The following is a 16,828-nucleotide window of genomic DNA, read 5'->3' as shown; positions in this document are numbered from 1 at the left end:
TCCCGCAACTTCTGGAGACTCGCGCGCCCGGCCGCCCCCACTCCTCGGAAGTCGTCGTACTCGAGCCCGACTACGACGACTTCTGCGGACTCGATGCGCCGACGCCGGAGTTGCGCGGACCTGTCCATCCCGGCCCCTCGCTTCTCCAGAAGTTGCGGTAACCGCTCGCGCTTCCCGCAACTTCTGGAGACCCGCGCGCTCGGCCGCCCCGACTCCGCAGAAGTCGTCGTACTCGAGCCCCGAGTACGACAACTCTCGAGGAGTCGCCGCGCGCCGCTCCCTCCGCCCGCCCGCGACCTAGGCTGGACGGGTGCCTGAGACCATCGAGCGCCCCGATGAGCGGCTGCGCACCCGCTCCGCCGCGGACGTCCCGTGGATCGTGCTCGTCTGGGACGACCCCGTGAACCTCATGTCGTACGTGTCGTACGTCTTCCGCAGCTACTTCGGCTTCGGCCGCGCCGAGGCCGAGCGCCTCATGCTGCAGGTCCACACCGAGGGTCGCGCGGTCGTCGCGCAGGGCAATCGCGAGGAGATGGAGCGGCACGTGGAGGCGATGCACGGCTACGGCCTGTGGGCGACGCTGCAGAAGGCCGACGCATGAGCACGGCCTCCGCCGCCGGCCACCGGAGCGTCGACGCGTCCCCCTCGAGAGCCCCCCGCTGATGCGCGCCTTCCGCCGCGACTCCTCCGGCGCCGCCGTCGCCCGCTTCGACCGGGAGGAGGCGGGGATCCTCCGCCACCTCGCCGGCGAGATGCTCGAGCTGCTCGATCGCAGCGTCGACGACGACCTCGCCCGCACCGATCCTGCACTCGCGCGCCTGCTCCCCGACGCCTACCGCGACGACGCCGAGGCCGCCGCCGAGTTCCGGCGATTCACCGCCCCCGATCTCGCCGGACGCAAGATGGACGACGCACGGTCCGTGACCGCCGCGCTCGATGCGGGGGACGACTCCGGGCACGGACGCGTCTTCGCGGGCCTCGGCGAGATCTCGGTGCGCCTCGAGGATCCGCAGGCGCTCTCGTGGATGCGCGCGCTCACCGACATGCGCCTGGCGCTCGCCGCCCGCCTCGGCATCCTCGACTCCGACGACGGGCTCGAGCCCGAGGACGAGAACGCGGCCGCGATCCGCAGCGTCTACGACTGGCTCGGCGCCGTCCAGGACGGCCTGGTCCGCGCCGTCGACGTCTAGCCGTTCTAGCGAATCCACAGGTGTGGACAACCCTGTGGAGAACTGTGGACAACCGTGGGGACAACTCCTCCACAGGGCCACCGGACCGCGGGAACACAGCGCAAGGGGATGTGGGGGCCTGTGGAAACGCGTAGCGTCCCGCCTGTGAACACTCCGAGTGGTACCCAGGCCAAGCAGGCGGCCGACGACGCGCAGGACTCGACGGCGGTGCGCACCCTCGCCCGGTTCGGCTACGCCGCGAACGGTCTCGTGCACATCCTCATCGGCGTCATCGCCCTCCAAGTCGCGCGGGGCGGCGGAGGATCGGCCGACCAGTCCGGCGCGCTCGGCGCCCTCTCCTCCACCCCCGGCGGCACCGTGGTGCTCTGGGTGTGCACGGTCGGCCTCTTCGGCCTCGCACTGTGGGGGATCCTCGAGGCGTTCCTCGTCGTCAAGGGCGACACCGAGCTGAAGAAGTGGGGCAGCAGGCTGAAGGAGGCGGCGAAGGCCGTCGTCTACGCCGCACTCGGCGTGACCGCGCTGCGCTTCGCGATGGGCGACGGATCGAGCTCGTCCGAGTCGTCCGAGAGCGCGAGCGCTCAGCTGCTGTCGGCTCCGGGCGGAGTCGTCCTGCTGGTGCTCGTGGGCGTGATCGTCCTCGCGGTCGGCGGCGTCTTCGTCTACCGGGGCGTCAGCAAGAAGTTCCTCGAGAACGTCGCGGAGCCCGGTGGCACCGCGGGCACCGTCGTCACCTGGCTCGGCATCGTCGGCTACACCGCCAAGGGCATCGTCCTCGGCGCGCTCGGCGTGCTGCTGATCGTCGCCGCGGTGAAGCACGATCCGGAGCAGGCAGGCGGCCTCGACGAGGCGCTGAAGTCGCTGACGGAGCTGCCGTTCGGCGTGTTCCTGCTCGGCTTCGTCGCGATCGGCCTCATCGCGTACGGCGTCTTCTGCTTCGCCCGCGCGCGCTGGCCGCGTCTCTGACCCGCGCCCTCCTGCCCCGGAGCGATCGCTCCTACTCCGCAGCGCCCGCGGGCGCAACTGCTCACGCCGTTGACGCCGCGGTGACACGCTGAGCCTGTGAGTGCAGGGACCGACGACGAGGTCGCGAGCGAGGTCTACTCGGTCGGGATCGCTGCCGCGCGCCTGCTCCGCTCCGCCGCCACCGGCGACCGTGCCGCGTTCGCCGCGCTCTTCGATCGCTTCGGCACCCTCTTCTCCGCGTCCGTCGCGGCCGTCCACTCCGACGCCGCGACCCGCGACCGCCTCTGCACCGAGGCGTTCGCCGAGGTCTGGCGCCGCTGTCCCGAGGGCGCCCGCTCCGAGACCCCGGTGCTCTGGCTGCTCGAGGTGCTCTGCGAGACCCTCGGCACCTCGAGGGCGGTCGCCCGGCGTCCGATGGGCACCGGCCTCCTCGCCCTGCCGTGCCCCGATCGGGAGCTGCTGCTCCTGGCGGTCGCCGGTCGCTACACGCAGCCCGAGATCGCGGCGCTCACCGGAGTGGGGGAGCCGGCGCTGCGGCGGATCCTGCGCGACGCGCTCACCTCGCTCCGCGGCGGCGCGGGCGACGGCCGGCTGACCGCGTGAACCCCTTAGACCTTCGGGAATACCCCGCAGCGCGGTAAAGTTGAGTCAGTAGAACTCAACTTTCGATCTTCACGGAGGACACCACAGATGCAGGCCGGTCGTACGCCCCAGCAGGACGAGCAGCAGTCCGCTCTCGAGCAGTACGGCGTCGACCTCACCGCGATCGCAGCGAGCGGCAAGCTCGATCCGGTGATCGGTCGCGACGCCGAGATCCGCCGCGTCAGCCAGGTGCTGACCCGGCGCACCAAGAACAACCCCGTGCTCATCGGCGAGCCCGGCGTCGGCAAGACGGCGGTCGTCGAGGGCCTCGCCCAGCGGATCGTCGCGGGCGACGTCGCCGACAGCCTCAAGGGCAAGCGGCTCGTCAGCCTCGACCTGTCCGCCCTCATCGCCGGCGCGAAGTACCGCGGCGAGTTCGAGGAGCGGTTGAAGGCGGTGCTGAAGGAGATCAACGACTCCGAGGGCCGCATCATCACGTTCATCGACGAGCTGCACACGCTCATGGGCGCCGGGGGCGGCGACGGCTCCGTCGCGGCCGCCAACATGCTCAAGCCCATGCTCGCCCGCGGCGAGCTGCGGATGATCGGCGCCACCACGCTCGACGAGTACCGCGAGTACATCGAGAAGGACGCCGCTCTCGAGCGCCGGTTCCAGCAGGTGTTCGTCGGCGAGCCGTCGGTCGAGGACACCGTCGCGATCCTCCGCGGCCTGAAGGAGCGCTACGAGGCGCACCACAAGGTCGCGATCGCCGACTCCGCCCTGGTCGCCGCCGCCTCGCTGTCGAACCGCTACATCACCGCGCGTCAGCTGCCCGACAAGGCCATCGACCTGATCGATGAGGCCGCGTCGCGGCTGCGGATGGAGATCGACTCCGCTCCCGTCGAGATCGACGAGCTCCGCCGCTCCGTCGACCGGCTGAAGCTCGAGGAGCTGGCGCTGAAGAAGGAGAAGGACGAGGCCTCCAAGGCCCGCCTCGAGAAGCTGCGCGAGGACCTCGCGCGACGCGGCGCCCAGCTCGACGAGCTGCAGCAGCGCTGGGAGCGCGAGCGCGCCTCCCTCAACCGCGTCGGCGACCTGAAGAACAAGCTCGACGCCCTGCGGATCGAGGCCGAGCGCGCCCAGCGCGAGGGCCGCCTCGAGCGCGCGTCGCGCCTCCTCTACGGCGACATCCCCGTGATCGAGCGCGATCTCGCGGCCGCCGAGAAGGAGGAGGAGCCCGCCGAGGGCCGCATGGTCAACGAGCAGGTCACCGCCGACGACATCGCCGCCGTGATCGCGGCGTGGACCGGCATCCCCGTCGGCCGGCTGATGCAGGGCGAGACCGAGAAGCTGCTCCACCTCGAACGCGAGCTGCACCGGCGCCTGATCGGGCAGGAGCAGGCCGTGTCGGCCGTCGCGGACGCGGTCCGCCGCACGCGCGCCGGCATCTCGGACCCCGACCGTCCGACGGGCTCGTTCCTGTTCCTCGGCCCGACCGGCGTCGGCAAGACCGAGCTGGCGAAGGCGCTCGCCGACCACCTGTTCGACGACGAGAAGGCGCTGGTGCGCATCGACATGTCCGAGTACGGCGAGAAGTTCGCCGTCTCGCGGCTGGTCGGCGCCCCTCCCGGCTACATCGGCTACGAGCAGGGCGGCCAGCTGACGGAGGCCGTGCGTCGGCGCCCCTACTCGGTGGTGCTGCTCGACGAGATCGAGAAGGCGCACCCCGAGGTGTTCGACGTGCTGCTGCAGGTGCTCGACGACGGCCGGCTGACCGACGGTCAGGGCCGCACGGTCGACTTCCGCAACACGATCCTGATCCTGACCTCGAACCTCGGCTCGCAGTTCCTCGTCGACCCGACGCTCTCGAACGAGCAGAAGGACGAGGCGGTGCAGCAGATGGTGCGCCAGGCCTTCAAGCCCGAGTTCGTGAACCGCCTCGACGACATCGTGATCTTCCGCACGCTCGACGAGACCGAGCTGGGCGAGATCGTGTCGCTGTACGTCGATCGGCTGTCGCGTCGCCTGACGGAGCGACGGCTCGATCTGGCCGTGACGCCCCGCGCCCGCGGATGGCTCGCCGAGCGAGGCTACGACCCTCTGTACGGCGCGCGGCCGCTGCGCCGCCTGATGCAGCACGAGATCGACGACCAGCTGGCGACCGCGCTGCTCGACGGATCGATCCGCGACGGCGACGTGGTGCTGGTCGACGTGTCGGACGACGGCGACGGTCTCGTGGTCAGCGCCGGACTGCCGACGGCGGCGTAGGGCGGCTCCACTCCTCAGAAGTCGTCGTACTCGAGCTCGAGTACGACGACTTCCGCGGATTCGAGCGCGCGGCTGCGGGCGGAGGCTCCTCCACAGAGGGGAGGGGCCGCGAAGTCGTCCACAGCGTCGGGGGAGCGGCCCTCGCGGCACCCGGCCGCGCCGGTACCGTCGCCGCCATGTCCCTCCCTCCGCCGGCTCCGCGCATGGCCGACCTCGCCCCCGAGCAGCGCCCGCGCGAGCGGCTGCGCGCGCACGGTCCGGCGGCGCTGACCGACGCCGAGACCCTGGCCGTCCTGATCGGCAACGGCGTCCGCGGCGCCAACGCGACCGTCGTCGCCCAGCAGCTGCTCGCCCGGTTCGGCGGCATCGACGCGGTCGCGCGGGCCGGAGTCGTCGACCTCGCCCGCCAGCGCGGCATCGGCGAGGTCGCGGCGTGCCGCATCGTCGCGTCCTTCGAGCTGCGCCGGCGGATGAACCGCGCGCACCGGGCGCCCCGCGTCACCACTCCCGCCGAGCTCGCCGCTCTCGTGGGCCCCCTGTTGAGCGCCCGGCCCGACGAGACCGTGCTCGCCGTCGCGCTCGACGCCTCCGGGGCGGTGCGCGACGTCCTCGCCCTGTCCGACGGAGGCGCCTCCCACGCCGATCTCCCCGTGCCCGCGGTCCTGGCCGAGGTCCTCTCCCGCGGAGCCGCCGGCGTCGCACTCGCGCACAGTCACTCCGGCGACGCGACCGTGCTCCCCTCCGACCGCGCCGCCACCCGCGCGCTCGCCGACGGGGCTCGGGCGTGCGGCCTCGGGTTCCTGGCGCACGTGATCGTCGGGCGCGACGGCTGGGCGGAGGCGCCGCCGTGACGAGCGGGGCGGCCGCGGTCTCCGCGCCTCTCCTCCGCGCCCGTCGACTCCGTGCCCCGTTCCGCACGCCCGTGCAAGCCCCCGCCCCGCGCCGCCTCCCGCGCGCACCCCGGCGTACCGTGGAAACGACCCCACCCCCCTCTCGAGCAGGAGATCCCTCATGCGAGCAACACTCATCCACGGCGAGCGCGACGTCCGACTCGAGGAGGTCCCCGAGCCGACCCTCTCGACCGGGCGCGACGCGATCGTGCGCGTCACCGCGGCCTGCGTGTGCGGCTCCGACCTCTGGCCCTACCGCGGTGTCACGCCGACGAAGGAGGCGCACCGCATCGGGCACGAGTTCGTCGGAGTCGTCGAGTCGGTCGGCGACGACGTGCGCGACATCTCCGTCGGCGACTTCGTGATCGCTCCGTTCTACGTCTGCGACGGCACGTGCGCGAACTGCGCCAACGGCGTCTCGACGTCGTGCCTCACCGGCGGCTGGTGGGGAGCCGAGGTGGGTGACGAGGGCTTCGCCGACGGCGCCCAGGGCGAGAAGGTGCGCGTGCCGCTGGCCGACGGCACCCTCTTCCGCGTCGGCACCGATCCCGACCCGAAGCTCATCCCCAGCCTCCTGACGCTCGCCGATGTCATGGGCACCGGTCACCACGCCGCCGTCTCGGCCGGCGTCACCGCGGGCTCGACCGTGGCGGTCGTCGGCGACGGCGCGGTCGGCCTGTGCGCCGTGCTCGCCGCGAAGCGCCTGGGCGCCACGACGATCATCGCGATGTCGCGCCACGAGTCCCGTCAGGCGCTCGCCACCCGCTTCGGCGCCACGCACATCGTCGAGACGCGCGGAGACGAGGGCGTCGCCCGTGTGAAGGAGCTCACCGGCGGCATCGGCGCCGACTGCGTCCTCGAGTGCGTCGGCACCAAGGAGTCGATGCAGCAGGCGCTCGACTCGGCTCGCCCCGGCGGCATGGTCGGCTACGTCGGCGTGCCCAACGGCGGTCCGGAGCTGCCCGTGCGCCAAATGTTCGGGTCGAACGTCGGCGTGAACGGCGGAGTCGCGCCCGTCCGCGGCTACATGGAGGAGCTCCTCCCCGACGTGCTCAGCGGAGCGATCGAGCCCGGCCTGGTCTTCGACCTCGAGCTCCCGCTCGATGAGATCGCGGAGGCGTACGCCGCGATGGACGAGCGCCGCGCGATCAAGACGCTGGTCCGCCCGTAATGGGGGAGAGGGGCGTCCGCCGAGGCGCGGGGAGTAGCCTCCCGCGCATGACCGCGTCAGCCCGCACCGCCGCGACGGCGTCCCTCTTCCACCCGGATCTCGCGCTCGGCCGCTGGATCCCGCCCGTCTCCCTCGGGCCGCGCCTGCTCCGACTCGCCACCCGGCGCGAGGCCGTGGGCGGGGAGGCACCGGCCGACCTGCTCGTCGAGGACGTCGAGATCCCGGGCTCCGACGGCGCACCGCCGATCCGGGCGCGCAGCTATCGCCCCCGCGTCCTCCGCGGGACCGCCCCTGCCCTCCTGTGGGTGCACGGCGGAGGGATGGTGCTCGGCAGCCGTTTCCAGGACGAGGCGTCGAACATCGCCTTCGCCCGCACCCTCGGCATCACCGTCCTCTCGGTCGAGTACCGCCTCTCGCCCGCGCATCCCGCTCCCGCCGCCCTCGAGGACGTGCTGGCCGCCTTCCACTGGCTCGTCGAGCACGCCGACGAGCGCGGGGTCGATCCCCACCGCATCGCGATCGGAGGAGCGAGCGCCGGCGGAGGCCTCGCCGCGGGCGCGACCCTGCTCGCCCACGACCGCGGCGGGCCCCAGCCCGCGTTCCAGCTGCTCGTCTACCCGATGCTCGACGACCGCACCGTGACCCGCCCCGGCCCCACTCCTCCGGGCGTCCGTGTCTGGACTCCCGGCAGCAACCGCTTCGGCTGGACCTCCTACCTCGGCACCGAGCCCGGCGGCGCGGACGTCTCGCCCTACGCCGCACCCGCCCGCCGCGACGACCTCACGGGCCTCCCGCCCGCCTGGATCGGCGTCGGCACCCTCGACCTCTTCCACGACGAGGACGTCCGCCACGCCGAGCGCCTGCGTGCGGCCGGCGTGCCCTGCGAGCTCGAGATCGTGCAGGGCGCGTTCCACGGCTTCGACGCCCTGTTCCGCCGCACCGGAGTCGCGAAGCGCTTCTGGGCCGCCCAGGCCGCGGCCCTCGCCGCCGCCCTCACTCCGTAACGAGAGCGTGCCGCGCGGGTAATCCGCCCGAAACAGCAGGGGCCTAGGTTCGTTCACGACCCGGCTTCGGCCGGGTCTTTCTTCCCGCACTTCTGCTACAAGGTCGCATAATCCGGACCGAACCGGACCCGGCGGCCCGCCCCTCCTCCGCACGACCTTCGCCCTGCGCCGACTTCCGCTACAAAGTAGCGAAAAGCGCCCGGACCCCAGGAGCCTCCATGAAGCGCACCGCCCCGTCCTCCCGACTCGCCCTGCTCGGCGGAGTCGTCGCCGTCACCGCACTCGCCCTCACCGGATGCGGCCGCTCGGCCGACACCGGCGCCGCCGCCGCCGCCACCACGGTCGACGACTCCGCCGCCACCGGCACCGTCACCCTCTGGGCCCCCGACGGCGACGCCACCCAGCTCGACGCGGTCCTCGCCGACTACACGGCCGAGAACCCCGACCTCGACCTCGAGATCACGCTCGTCCCCTCCGACGAGTACAACACCAAGCTGCAGACCGCCGTCGCCGCGGGCACCGCCCCCGACATCGCGTTCCTCTACACGGAGGCGCAGGCGCAGTTCCTCGCGTCCGACGCCTTCGCACCGGTGCCCGACGGCCTCGTCGACTCCGACAGCTTCTTCCAGGGCTCGTGGGAGGCGGGCGAGCGCGACGGCACGACCTACTCCGTGCCCTGGTATGCGTACACCCGCGTGCTCATCTACCGCTCCGACTTCGCCGAGGCCGGGGGCGTGAGCGCTCCGACGACCTGGGACGAGACCATCCCGTTCTTCGAGGGCCTCGAGGCCGGCGGCGCCGAGAGCGGATTCGGCGCCGACGTCGGCTGGGACACCTACAACGGGCAGACCCTCGCCACCTTCGCGCACCAGGCCGGCGCCGAGCTCCTCAGCGACGACGGCTCGGAGTGGACGCTCGACACCCCCGAGATGCTCGCCGCGGCCGAGTACAACACCTCGGTCTTCGCCGACGGCATCTCCTCGCCCGACACCCCGCAGTTCCTCGACGCGCAGCCGTACCTCGTGTCGGGGAAGACGGGATCGATGATCAGCGGCCCCTGGGTCGTCGCGACCCTCGACACCACGGCCGAGGAGGAGGGCTGGACCGACGCGCACATCGGCACCGCCGTGCTCCCCGCCGGTCCCGACAACGACTCCGGTCAGCTCGCCGGCGGCAGCTGGGGCGTGACCGCCTCCTCCGACAACGCCGCCTCGGCCTGGAAGGTCGTGCGCGCCACGGCCGAGCAGGACACCCAGATCGCGCAGTACGAGGCCGCGGGCAGCATGCCCGCCGTGGTCGACGCCTGGCAGGACCCGGTGATCGCCGACCAGCCGCTGCTGGACGCGTTCTTCGAGCAGCTGCAGAACGTGCAGCCGCTGCCCGCCGTCACCACCTGGACCCAGGTGTCGACCCTGCTCGGCCAGGAGATGGAGAAGGTCGCGCGCGGCAGCGAGTCGGCCGCGGACGCGCTCGCGGCCGTCCAGCGCCAGGCCGACTCGATCGGCACGGAGTGACCGCGTGGCTCTGACCGCCCTCGCCGGCCGGTCCGCGGTGGGAGCGGTGCGCGAGCGCCGCTCCCACCACGGCCGCCACTCCGGCATCGCCTGGCTCTTCCTCGCGCCGTTCGCCGTGATCTTCGTGGTGTTCACGGCGATCCCGGTGCTCGCCTCCGTCGGCATGAGCCTCACCGACATCCGCGGCGCCGATCTGCAGCAGCCGTTCGGCGTCGACTTCACCGGCCTCGAGAACTACGCGGTCCTGCTGGGCGACGCGGCGTTCCTCCGCTCGGTGCTCAACACCCTCTACTTCGTCGTGATCGGGGTGCCGCTGACGATGATGGTGGGCTTCGTGCTCGCTCTGGCACTCAACTCCGGTATCCGGCGGCTCCGCGGAGTGTTCCGGGCGCTCTTCTACGCCCCCGTCGTCACCAACATCGTCTCGGTGGCGCTGATCTGGCAGTACGCGTTCAACCAGAACGGCACGGTCAACGAGGTCCTCGGAGCGATCGGGTTCGCCGGCCCGAACTGGCTCGGCGACGAGCAGCTCGCCATGCCTGTCGTGATCCTGCTGGGCGTCTGGCGCAACTTCGGCACCGCGATGCTCCTGTTCCTCGCGGGCCTCCAGTCGGTGCCCGAGGACGTGCACGAGGCGGCCTCGCTCGACGGGGCGTCCCCGTGGCGCCGCCTGATCTCGATCACCGTGCCGCTGCTGATGCCCACGACGCTGCTCATCTCGGTGCTGCTGTCGGTCTTCTTCCTCCAGGTCTTCGACGAGCCGTACCTGCTCACGGGCGGCGGCCCGGTCGGCTCCACCGAGTCGATGGCGCTGTACACCTACCGCCAGTTCGGCTTCGGGAACATCGGAGTCTCGTCGGCCGCGTCCTTCCTCCTCCTGCTCATCGTCGCGCTCGTCAGCGCGCTGCAGTTCCGTCTGCTGAGGTCCCGCTCATGACCACCACCGCCACCCGTCCGCCCGTCGCCCCGCCGCCCGCCGCATCGCGTCCGCCGGCCCGCGAGACCACCACGCGCGCGATCGCCGAGCGCCGGCGGCACCTCGTGCTCTACCCGGTGCTCGCCGTCCTCGCGGCGATCACCCTGCTGCCCTTCGTCTGGGTCTTCTCGGGGTCGCTCCGCACGACCGCCGACATCAGCGCGAACCCCGGCGCGTGGCTCCCGTCGGCGGTGACCCTCGAGAACTTCGGCCGCCTCTTCGCGCAGGCGGGCTTCACCGGCTACCTCGCCAACAGCCTGATCGTCGCCGGAGTCGTGGTGGCCGGCAACGTGGTCGCCGCGGCCGCCGCCGGCTACGCGCTCGCCAAGCTCGACTTCGCGGGCAAGCGGTTCGCGATGGTCGCGGTGCTGATCTCGCTGATGATGCCGTTCTCGGCGGTCTTCGTGCCGCAGTTCGTCGTCACGGTGCGCCTGGGGCTGGTGAACACCCTCGCGGGCATCGCGCTGCCCTCGCTCGTGCTGCCCATCTCGATCTTCATCGTGCGGCAGTTCGCCGAGAGCATCCCGGAGGAGCTCCTCGAGGCCGCGCGGATCGACGGCGCGAGCGAGCTGCGGATCTTCGCGCAGGTGTTCCTGCCGCTGGCGGGCCCCGCGCTCGCGACGGTCGTGATCATGTCGTTCCTGGCCGCGTGGAACAACTTCATCTGGCCGCTGCTCGTGGCGCAGGACACCTCGACCTACACGCTCCCGGTCGGCCTCGCCGCGACGCGGCAGGCGGCGCAGAACGTCACCGACTACGGACTCGTCCTGGCCGGGGCGGTCGTCGTGATGCTGCCCGTGCTGGTGCTCTTCCTGCTCCTGCAGCGCTACTTCGTGCAGGGTATCGTCGCGACGGGGATGAAGTGAGGGGAGCCGCGGGCGTGGAGATCGTGGTCGAGGCCGCCTGCGGAGCCGTGCCGCTCCTCCCCGGGGAGCTCGTCGCATGAGGGCCGGCGCCGACCCGAGCACCCTCCGCCGCCTCAACTCCGGAGTCGTGCTGCGCGCGCTCGCCGAGCACGACGAGCCGGTGACGATGGCGATGCTCGTGCGCGAGGTCGCCCTCTCGCGCCGCACCGTCGAGCTGATCCTCTCGAGCCTCTGCGACGAGGGCTGGGTCGACGAGACCGCGCCCGATCCGGCGCGCTCCGACGTGGGGCGTCCGCCGCGGACGTTCCGCTTCCGGGCCGACCGGGCGCTGGTCGCCGCGGTCCGCATCGACACGGATTTCGCCTCGGCGGTCGTCTCCGACATCCGCGGCCGGATCCTCGGCCGGGCGATGCTGGCCCTGCGCGACTACCACGACCCCGTGACCGCGGTCGAGGACGCCGCCCTCGCGGTCGAAGCGGCCGTGACGGAGTCGGGGCTGCCGCGCGAGCGGATCCGCGCCGGGGCCATCGCCGCCGGTGGCGCGATCGACGAGGCCGGCGTCGTCAGCCGGCTCGTCAACTCCGAGCGGTGGAACGGCTTCGGACTGGCCGACGCCGTGTCGGCCCGGCTCGGCGTGCCGGTCTTCGCCGACAACGACGCGAACCTGGCGGCGCTCGCCGAGCGCTGGCGCGGAGTCTCGGCCGACGCCGCCACCTCGGCCTGGTGCATCTTCGGCAACCGCACCGGCATCGGCCTGGTGATCAACGGCTCCGTGCACCGCGGCTTCCGCGGAGCGGCGGGCGAGGTGGTCGAGGCCGGCGCCATGGGGGCGAGCCGCATGGAGGACACGCCGTTCGGCCGCCTGACGTCGCCCCGGCACGACGAGCGGGAGGACGCACTCGCGGCCGTCGCCGCCGCGCGCGCGGGCGATCCCGATGCGCTGCGCGAGCTCGACGCCTTCGCCGCGCACCTCGCCGAGCTGCTGTCGACCCTCGCCTGGACGGTGTCGCCCGACCTGTTCGTCCTGGGCGGCGGGCTGGAGGACGCGGAGGACCTGCTCCTCCCGCGCGTCTCCGAGGCGATGCGGCGGCTGCGCACCCTCGACGTCACCGTCCGTTCGACCGCCCTGGGCGCCGACGCACCGCTGATCGGCGCCGTGAAGTCCGTGCTCGACCGCTTAGACCTCGCCTTCTTCGGTCCGACCCTCGCCGCGGTGGCCGACCGGCCGCACGCCGTCTGAGAACCCTTCCCCCTCATCCGCGCCCGCCGGCGCGGCACGACAGGAGCACCATGCCCGAGACCACCACCCCCGTCGACGTCCTCATCGTCGGCAGCGGCATCATGGGGGCCGCCCTCGCCCGGGGGCTGCGCGACGCCGACCCCTCCGTCCGCCTCCTGATGATCGACGGCGGCCCGGCCGTCGGCTCCGTGCCCGGACTCCACCTGCACGACAGCGAGGAGCCCGAGATCTGGAGCCGCTACAACCAGCGCGTCGCGACCGGGGTGCAGGGCATGTACACCGGCGCGGACGTCACTCCGGACATCACGGACGAGCTGCGCTCGGTCGCGCCGGGCATGTACAACCTCTCGGCGATGGGCGAGGACGCCGCCGCGATGCCCGCCTCCGCCGTGTCGTGGAACGTCGGCGGCATGGGCGTGCACTGGACGGCGGCGACGCCGTGGCCGGCCGGCGAGGAGGTCTTCGACGGCGGGGACCCGGTGCAGTGGGAGCAGGACCTCGCCCGTGCGCGGGAGCTGCTCGACGTGCAGGAGTCGCCGCTCGGCCCGACCGTGCCCGGCCGCGTGGTCCTGGACGTGCTCGAGGACGCCTTCGGCGCAGTCAGTGCTGAGGGACGCCATCCGCAGCCGATGCCGATGGCCGTCGCGGGGAATCCGACCGGCACCCTGCTCCGCACCGGCCCGAGCCGGATCTTCCCACCGATCGCGCACGGCGGCGACGAGGCGTTCGAGCTGCGCGCGGGCACCCTCGCGATCGCGATCCGCCGCGACGGCGACCGCGTGATCGGAGTGCGGGTGCGCGAGACGGCGACCGGCCGCGAGGACGACATCGACGCACGCACCGTGATCGTCTGCGCCGACGTGGTCCGCACTCCGCAGCTCCTGTTCGCCTCCGGCATCCGGCCCGCTGCGCTCGGCCGGTTCCTCAACGAGCACGCCTTCGTCACCGGCCGGGTCGTGATGGACCTCGAGCGCTTCGGGCTGACTCCGGAGGATCTGCCGCGCCTGCGCGAGGGGGAGTTCGCGACCGACTCGCTCTGGCTGCCGCAGAACGGCGACGCGCAGCCGTTCCACGGCCAGATCATGAACACCGTCTTCGTCGACGAGGAGCACCGGCCGTTCGCGTACTCCGTCGGGCTGTCGTTCTACACGCCCGTCGAGTCGCGGCCCGAGAACCGGCTCGTGTTCTCGGAGGAGGAGACCGACGTGACCGGCCTGCCCCGCCTCCGGGTCGAGTTCGAGTACAGCGATCGCGACCGCGAGCTGATCGCCGCGGCCCGGGAGCGGATCCGCGAGATCGCCGAGCGCTTCGGGTCGTTCGATCCGGAGACGGAGTGCGCCGTCCTCGCTCCGGGATCCTCGCTGCACCTCACCGGCACCGTCCGTTCGGGATCCGTCGACGACGGCACCAGCGTCTGCGACGAGTCCGGCCGCGTCCGGGGCGTCGAGGGCCTCTACCTCGCCGGGAACGGCGTGATCCCCACTCCCGTGGTCTGCAATGCGACGCTGACGGGGACGGTCACCGCCGTCCGCGCCACGCGCGCGGTGCTCGCCGAGCTCGCGGCCGCCCGCGTCTGACCCCCCTACCCACCCCCGTCCCCAGGAGGACCCGTGAAGATCGACCAGCTCGCCACCCGCTACGAGATCGCCCTGCCCGCATGGATCGAGGACGCCGTCCGCGACGTCCCCGACGTGCTCCCCGAGCGCGAGGACCGCATGGCGCTCGTGCACGCCCTCGCCGACCGCAACTTCCGCGAGGGCAACGGCGGCCCGTTCGCCGCGATCGTCGTCGAGCGCGACTCCGGCCGCCTCGTCTCGGTCGGCGTGAACGTCGTCCTCGCGAGCGGAGTCTCCTCCGGGCACGCCGAGGTCACCGCCCTCGGCCTCGCGCAGACCGCGATCGGCGGCTGGGACCTCGGCGGCGAGGGGCAGCCGGCGCACGAGCTGGTCGTCAACTGGCGCCCGTGCGTGCAGTGCTACGGAGCGACGCTGTGGTCGGGCGTGCGCCGTCTCGTGGTCGCCGGGTCGGGCCCGGAGCTCGAGGAGATCACCACCTTCGACGAGGGCCCCATGCGCGAGGACTGGGCCGCCGCCTTCGAGGCGCGCGGCATCGAGGTCGTCGACGGAGTGCTCCGCGACGAGGCCCTCGCCGTGTTCCACGCCTACCGCGCCCACGTCGACGAGGGCTCCGTCCTCGTCTACAACGCCCGCGCCGCCGACTGACCCCGCCTCGCGCTCGTCGCGAGACCGCACCACCCCGACCAGGAAAGAGGACCGCCGTGCTCCGCCGCTCCCAGTTCGCGCTCAACGCCATCCAGTGGATCAACGTGAAGGCGGATCCGTCCGACCCGTCGAGCGAATCGCTCTGGCGCTTCGCCGATCCGCACTTCCGCTCCGAGTACCCCGACGTCCTCCGCGAGATCCGCGAGGCGGGCTTCGAGGCGACCATGCTCGAGGTCCTCTCGACGCAGACCCTGCAGGACTACGCCCGGATGATCGAGGACTCGGGCCTCGCGCTCGCCCCCGGCTACGCCTCCGTCGCCCTGCCGAAGGACACCGGCCGGGCGTTCGCCCGCGGCTCGGCCGAGTGGATCCACTGGTTCGACGGGGTGCGACGCAAGGCCGAGGAGTCCAACTACGTCGGACTCGACACCGTCTTCCTCGCGCCCGAGGTCAGCTTCGAGCCCGGCGTCGTCCGCACCCGCGAGGCGGTGGCCGTGGGAGCCGTCTTCGACGAGGGCCGTCTGGATCGCGTCATCGAGATCCTGGGCGAGGCGGCGGAGGTGCTGCGCGCGGAGGGCGTGCGCGCGGGCCTGCACAACCACGTCGGCACGTGGGTCGAGACCGAGTACGAGATCGACCGCGTCCTCGGCGCGATCGACGCCGATCTGCTCGGCGCCTCCTTCGACATCGGCCACCTCGTCTGGGCGGGCATCGACCCGGTCGCGACCGTGCAGCGCTACTCCGACCGCCTGGTCGATCTGCACGTGAAGGACCTGGACCTGGGGATCGCGGAGTCGAGCCGGGCGGTGCCGACCGCCTACGACCGCGCGACCGACGCCGGGCTGTTCCTCGAGCCGGGACTCGGCGGCATCGACCTCGACGGGGTGCTCGCCGCGCTGCCCGAGGACTTCGGCGGCTGGATCATCGTCGAGGTCGACCGGGCGAGCATGCCGCCGGCCGAGAGCGCGAAGGTCAGCGGCGCCTGGCTCGATCGGGTCACCGCGGCCTGAACGGGCGAGCCGCCCCCGATCTGTCGGGGGCGGCTCGGGTGTCAGCCGTTGCCGGGTGTGTAGGTGCCGGAGGCGCGCCACCAGTCGTCGAACATCGAGAGCGGCACCTGCCGCTTGTGCTCGGTGGCGGCGTACCGCGCCTCGATCGCCTCGGCGACGGCGGGGTCGACGTCCCCGCCCTCGAGGTACTCGTCCAGGTCGGCGTAGACGAGTCCGAGGTTCGACTCGTCGGTCTGCCCGGGGTTCTCGTCGAGGAGGTCGGCCGTCGGCGCCTTCTCGTACAGGCGCGCGGGGGCGTCGAGGTGCTCGAGGAGGGAGCGGCCCTGGCGCTTGGTGAGTCCGGTGAGCGGCAGGACGTCGGCTCCGCCGTCGCCGAACTTCGTGAAGAATCCGGTGACCGCCTCGGCCGCGTGGTCGGTGCCGACGACGAGCATGCCCGCCTGGCCGGCGATCGCGTACTGGGCGACCATCCGGGCACGTGCCTTGACGTTGCCCTTCACGAAGTCCGAGATCGGCTCGCCGACCGCGTCGCCGAACGCCGCGGCGATGCCGTCGACGCCCTGGTGGATGTCGAAGGTCACCTGCCGGTCCGGTCGGATGAACGACAGCGCGAGCTGCGCGTCCTCCTCGTCGGCCTGGACGCGGTACGGCAGGCGCACCGCGATGAAGGAGGCGTCGCCTCCGCCCGCGCGCACCTGCTCGACCGCGAGCTGGCAGAGCCGGCCGGCCAGGCTCGAGTCCTGGCCGCCGCTGATGCCGAGCACGAGGCCCTTGGCGCCCGTGTGGCGGAGGTAGTCGGCGAGGAAGCCGGCACGTCGTTCGACCTCGGCGGCCGGATCGACGGTGGGGGAGACGTGGAGCTCGGAGATGATTCGCTGCTGGAGGTCACGCACGGCTTCACGCTACTCCCGATGCCGCCGCCCGTCCGGAGT

The 16,828-nt window shown here is 72.6% G+C and carries 16 protein-coding genes; 15 read left to right on the top strand and 1 reads right to left on the bottom strand.

All coding sequences use genetic code 11. The features are described from left to right. Positions 1-310: 310 nt before the first annotated feature. The 15 genes from clpS to C1I63_RS04060 all read left to right on the top strand — a co-directional run bounded on the left by clpS (position 311) and on the right by C1I63_RS04060 (position 15,896). The gene (gene clpS / locus C1I63_RS04130) at positions 311-601 is read left to right on the top strand and encodes an ATP-dependent Clp protease adapter ClpS (RefSeq protein WP_056868751.1); all 291 of its coding nucleotides are present in this window, start codon (positions 311-313) and stop codon (positions 599-601) included. Positions 602-662: 61 nt separating this feature from the next. After that, positions 663-1,190: a DUF2017 domain-containing protein gene (locus tag C1I63_RS04125; RefSeq protein WP_107573880.1), complete on the top strand. Its 528-nt coding sequence runs from the start codon at positions 663-665 to the stop codon at positions 1,188-1,190. Between the two features lie 144 nt (positions 1,191-1,334). Beyond that, positions 1,335-2,153 (top strand): DUF1206 domain-containing protein, encoded by an 819-nt coding sequence (locus C1I63_RS04120; RefSeq protein ID WP_244906977.1) that lies wholly within the window; start codon positions 1,335-1,337, stop codon positions 2,151-2,153. Positions 2,154-2,249: 96 nt separating this feature from the next. Further along, positions 2,250-2,756 (top strand): RNA polymerase sigma factor, encoded by a 507-nt coding sequence (locus C1I63_RS04115; protein WP_107573878.1) that lies wholly within the window; start codon positions 2,250-2,252, stop codon positions 2,754-2,756. An 87-nt stretch (positions 2,757-2,843) separates the two neighbouring features. Continuing rightward, complete coding sequence (locus C1I63_RS04110) at positions 2,844-5,003, top strand: ATP-dependent Clp protease ATP-binding subunit (protein WP_107573877.1); 2,160 nt, start codon at positions 2,844-2,846, stop codon at positions 5,001-5,003. Positions 5,004-5,179: 176 nt separating this feature from the next. Then, positions 5,180-5,854, top strand: coding sequence for a JAB domain-containing protein (locus C1I63_RS04105; protein WP_107573876.1), 675 nt, complete (start codon positions 5,180-5,182; stop codon positions 5,852-5,854). Between the two features lie 160 nt (positions 5,855-6,014). Further along, positions 6,015-7,064 (top strand): zinc-dependent alcohol dehydrogenase family protein, encoded by a 1,050-nt coding sequence (locus C1I63_RS04100; protein WP_107573875.1) that lies wholly within the window; start codon positions 6,015-6,017, stop codon positions 7,062-7,064. Positions 7,065-7,111: 47 nt separating this feature from the next. Then, entirely contained in the window at positions 7,112-8,068 is a 957-nt protein-coding gene (locus C1I63_RS04095; RefSeq protein WP_107573874.1) for an alpha/beta hydrolase, read from the top strand. 218 nt (positions 8,069-8,286) lie between these two features. Beyond that, positions 8,287-9,582, top strand: coding sequence for an extracellular solute-binding protein (locus tag C1I63_RS04090; RefSeq protein WP_107573873.1), 1,296 nt, complete (start codon positions 8,287-8,289; stop codon positions 9,580-9,582). A gap of 4 nt (positions 9,583-9,586) precedes the next feature. Then, positions 9,587-10,519: a carbohydrate ABC transporter permease gene (locus C1I63_RS04085; protein WP_244906976.1), complete on the top strand. Its 933-nt coding sequence runs from the start codon at positions 9,587-9,589 to the stop codon at positions 10,517-10,519. Beyond that, entirely contained in the window at positions 10,516-11,424 is a 909-nt protein-coding gene (locus C1I63_RS04080) for a carbohydrate ABC transporter permease (RefSeq protein ID WP_107573872.1), read from the top strand. Before C1I63_RS04085 ends, C1I63_RS04080 begins: the two co-directional genes overlap by 4 nt. A 76-nt stretch (positions 11,425-11,500) precedes the next feature. Beyond that, positions 11,501-12,664 carry an ROK family protein gene (locus C1I63_RS04075; protein WP_107573871.1) on the top strand — a complete coding sequence of 388 codons (1,164 nt, stop codon included), beginning with the start codon at positions 11,501-11,503 and terminating at the stop codon, positions 12,662-12,664. 50 nt (positions 12,665-12,714) lie between these two features. Further along, positions 12,715-14,241, top strand: coding sequence for a GMC oxidoreductase (locus C1I63_RS04070; RefSeq protein ID WP_107573870.1), 1,527 nt, complete (start codon positions 12,715-12,717; stop codon positions 14,239-14,241). Positions 14,242-14,274: 33 nt separating this feature from the next. Beyond that, positions 14,275-14,886 carry a nucleoside deaminase gene (locus tag C1I63_RS04065; protein WP_211315564.1) on the top strand — a complete coding sequence of 204 codons (612 nt, stop codon included), beginning with the start codon at positions 14,275-14,277 and terminating at the stop codon, positions 14,884-14,886. 56 nt (positions 14,887-14,942) lie between these two features. Then, positions 14,943-15,896 (top strand): sugar phosphate isomerase/epimerase family protein, encoded by a 954-nt coding sequence (locus C1I63_RS04060; protein WP_107573869.1) that lies wholly within the window; start codon positions 14,943-14,945, stop codon positions 15,894-15,896. Between the two features lie 41 nt (positions 15,897-15,937). Here the strand turns inward: C1I63_RS04060 and nadE are convergent, their stop codons facing one another. After that, complete coding sequence (nadE, locus tag C1I63_RS04055) at positions 15,938-16,789, bottom strand: ammonia-dependent NAD(+) synthetase (RefSeq protein ID WP_107573868.1); 852 nt, start codon at positions 16,787-16,789, stop codon at positions 15,938-15,940. Between the last annotated feature and the right edge of the window lie 39 nt (positions 16,790-16,828).

The sequence above is a fragment of the Rathayibacter caricis DSM 15933 genome (genome assembly GCF_003044275.1).
GTDB classification, from domain to species: Bacteria; Actinomycetota; Actinomycetes; order Actinomycetales; family Microbacteriaceae; genus Rathayibacter; species Rathayibacter caricis.
The sequence above is the reverse complement of the archived record's forward strand: the minus strand, read 5'-3'. Positions and strand labels throughout refer to the sequence as shown.

Bases quoted from the DNA above. Each gene is read 5' to 3' on its own strand.
- C1I63_RS04125 (WP_107573880.1), top strand. From the start codon at position 663: ATGCGCGCCTTCCGCCGCGACTCCTCCGGCGCCGCCGTCGCCCGCTTC.
- C1I63_RS04110 (WP_107573877.1), top strand. From the start codon at position 2,844: ATGCAGGCCGGTCGTACGCCCCAGCAGGACGAGCAGCAGTCCGCTCTC.
- C1I63_RS04105 (WP_107573876.1), top strand. From the start codon at position 5,180: ATGTCCCTCCCTCCGCCGGCTCCGCGCATGGCCGACCTCGCCCCCGAG.
- C1I63_RS04100 (WP_107573875.1), top strand. From the start codon at position 6,015: ATGCGAGCAACACTCATCCACGGCGAGCGCGACGTCCGACTCGAGGAG.
- C1I63_RS04095 (WP_107573874.1), top strand. From the start codon at position 7,112: ATGACCGCGTCAGCCCGCACCGCCGCGACGGCGTCCCTCTTCCACCCG.
- C1I63_RS04090 (WP_107573873.1), top strand. From the start codon at position 8,287: ATGAAGCGCACCGCCCCGTCCTCCCGACTCGCCCTGCTCGGCGGAGTC.
- C1I63_RS04080 (WP_107573872.1), top strand. From the start codon at position 10,516: ATGACCACCACCGCCACCCGTCCGCCCGTCGCCCCGCCGCCCGCCGCA.
- C1I63_RS04075 (WP_107573871.1), top strand. From the start codon at position 11,501: ATGAGGGCCGGCGCCGACCCGAGCACCCTCCGCCGCCTCAACTCCGGA.
- C1I63_RS04070 (WP_107573870.1), top strand. From the start codon at position 12,715: ATGCCCGAGACCACCACCCCCGTCGACGTCCTCATCGTCGGCAGCGGC.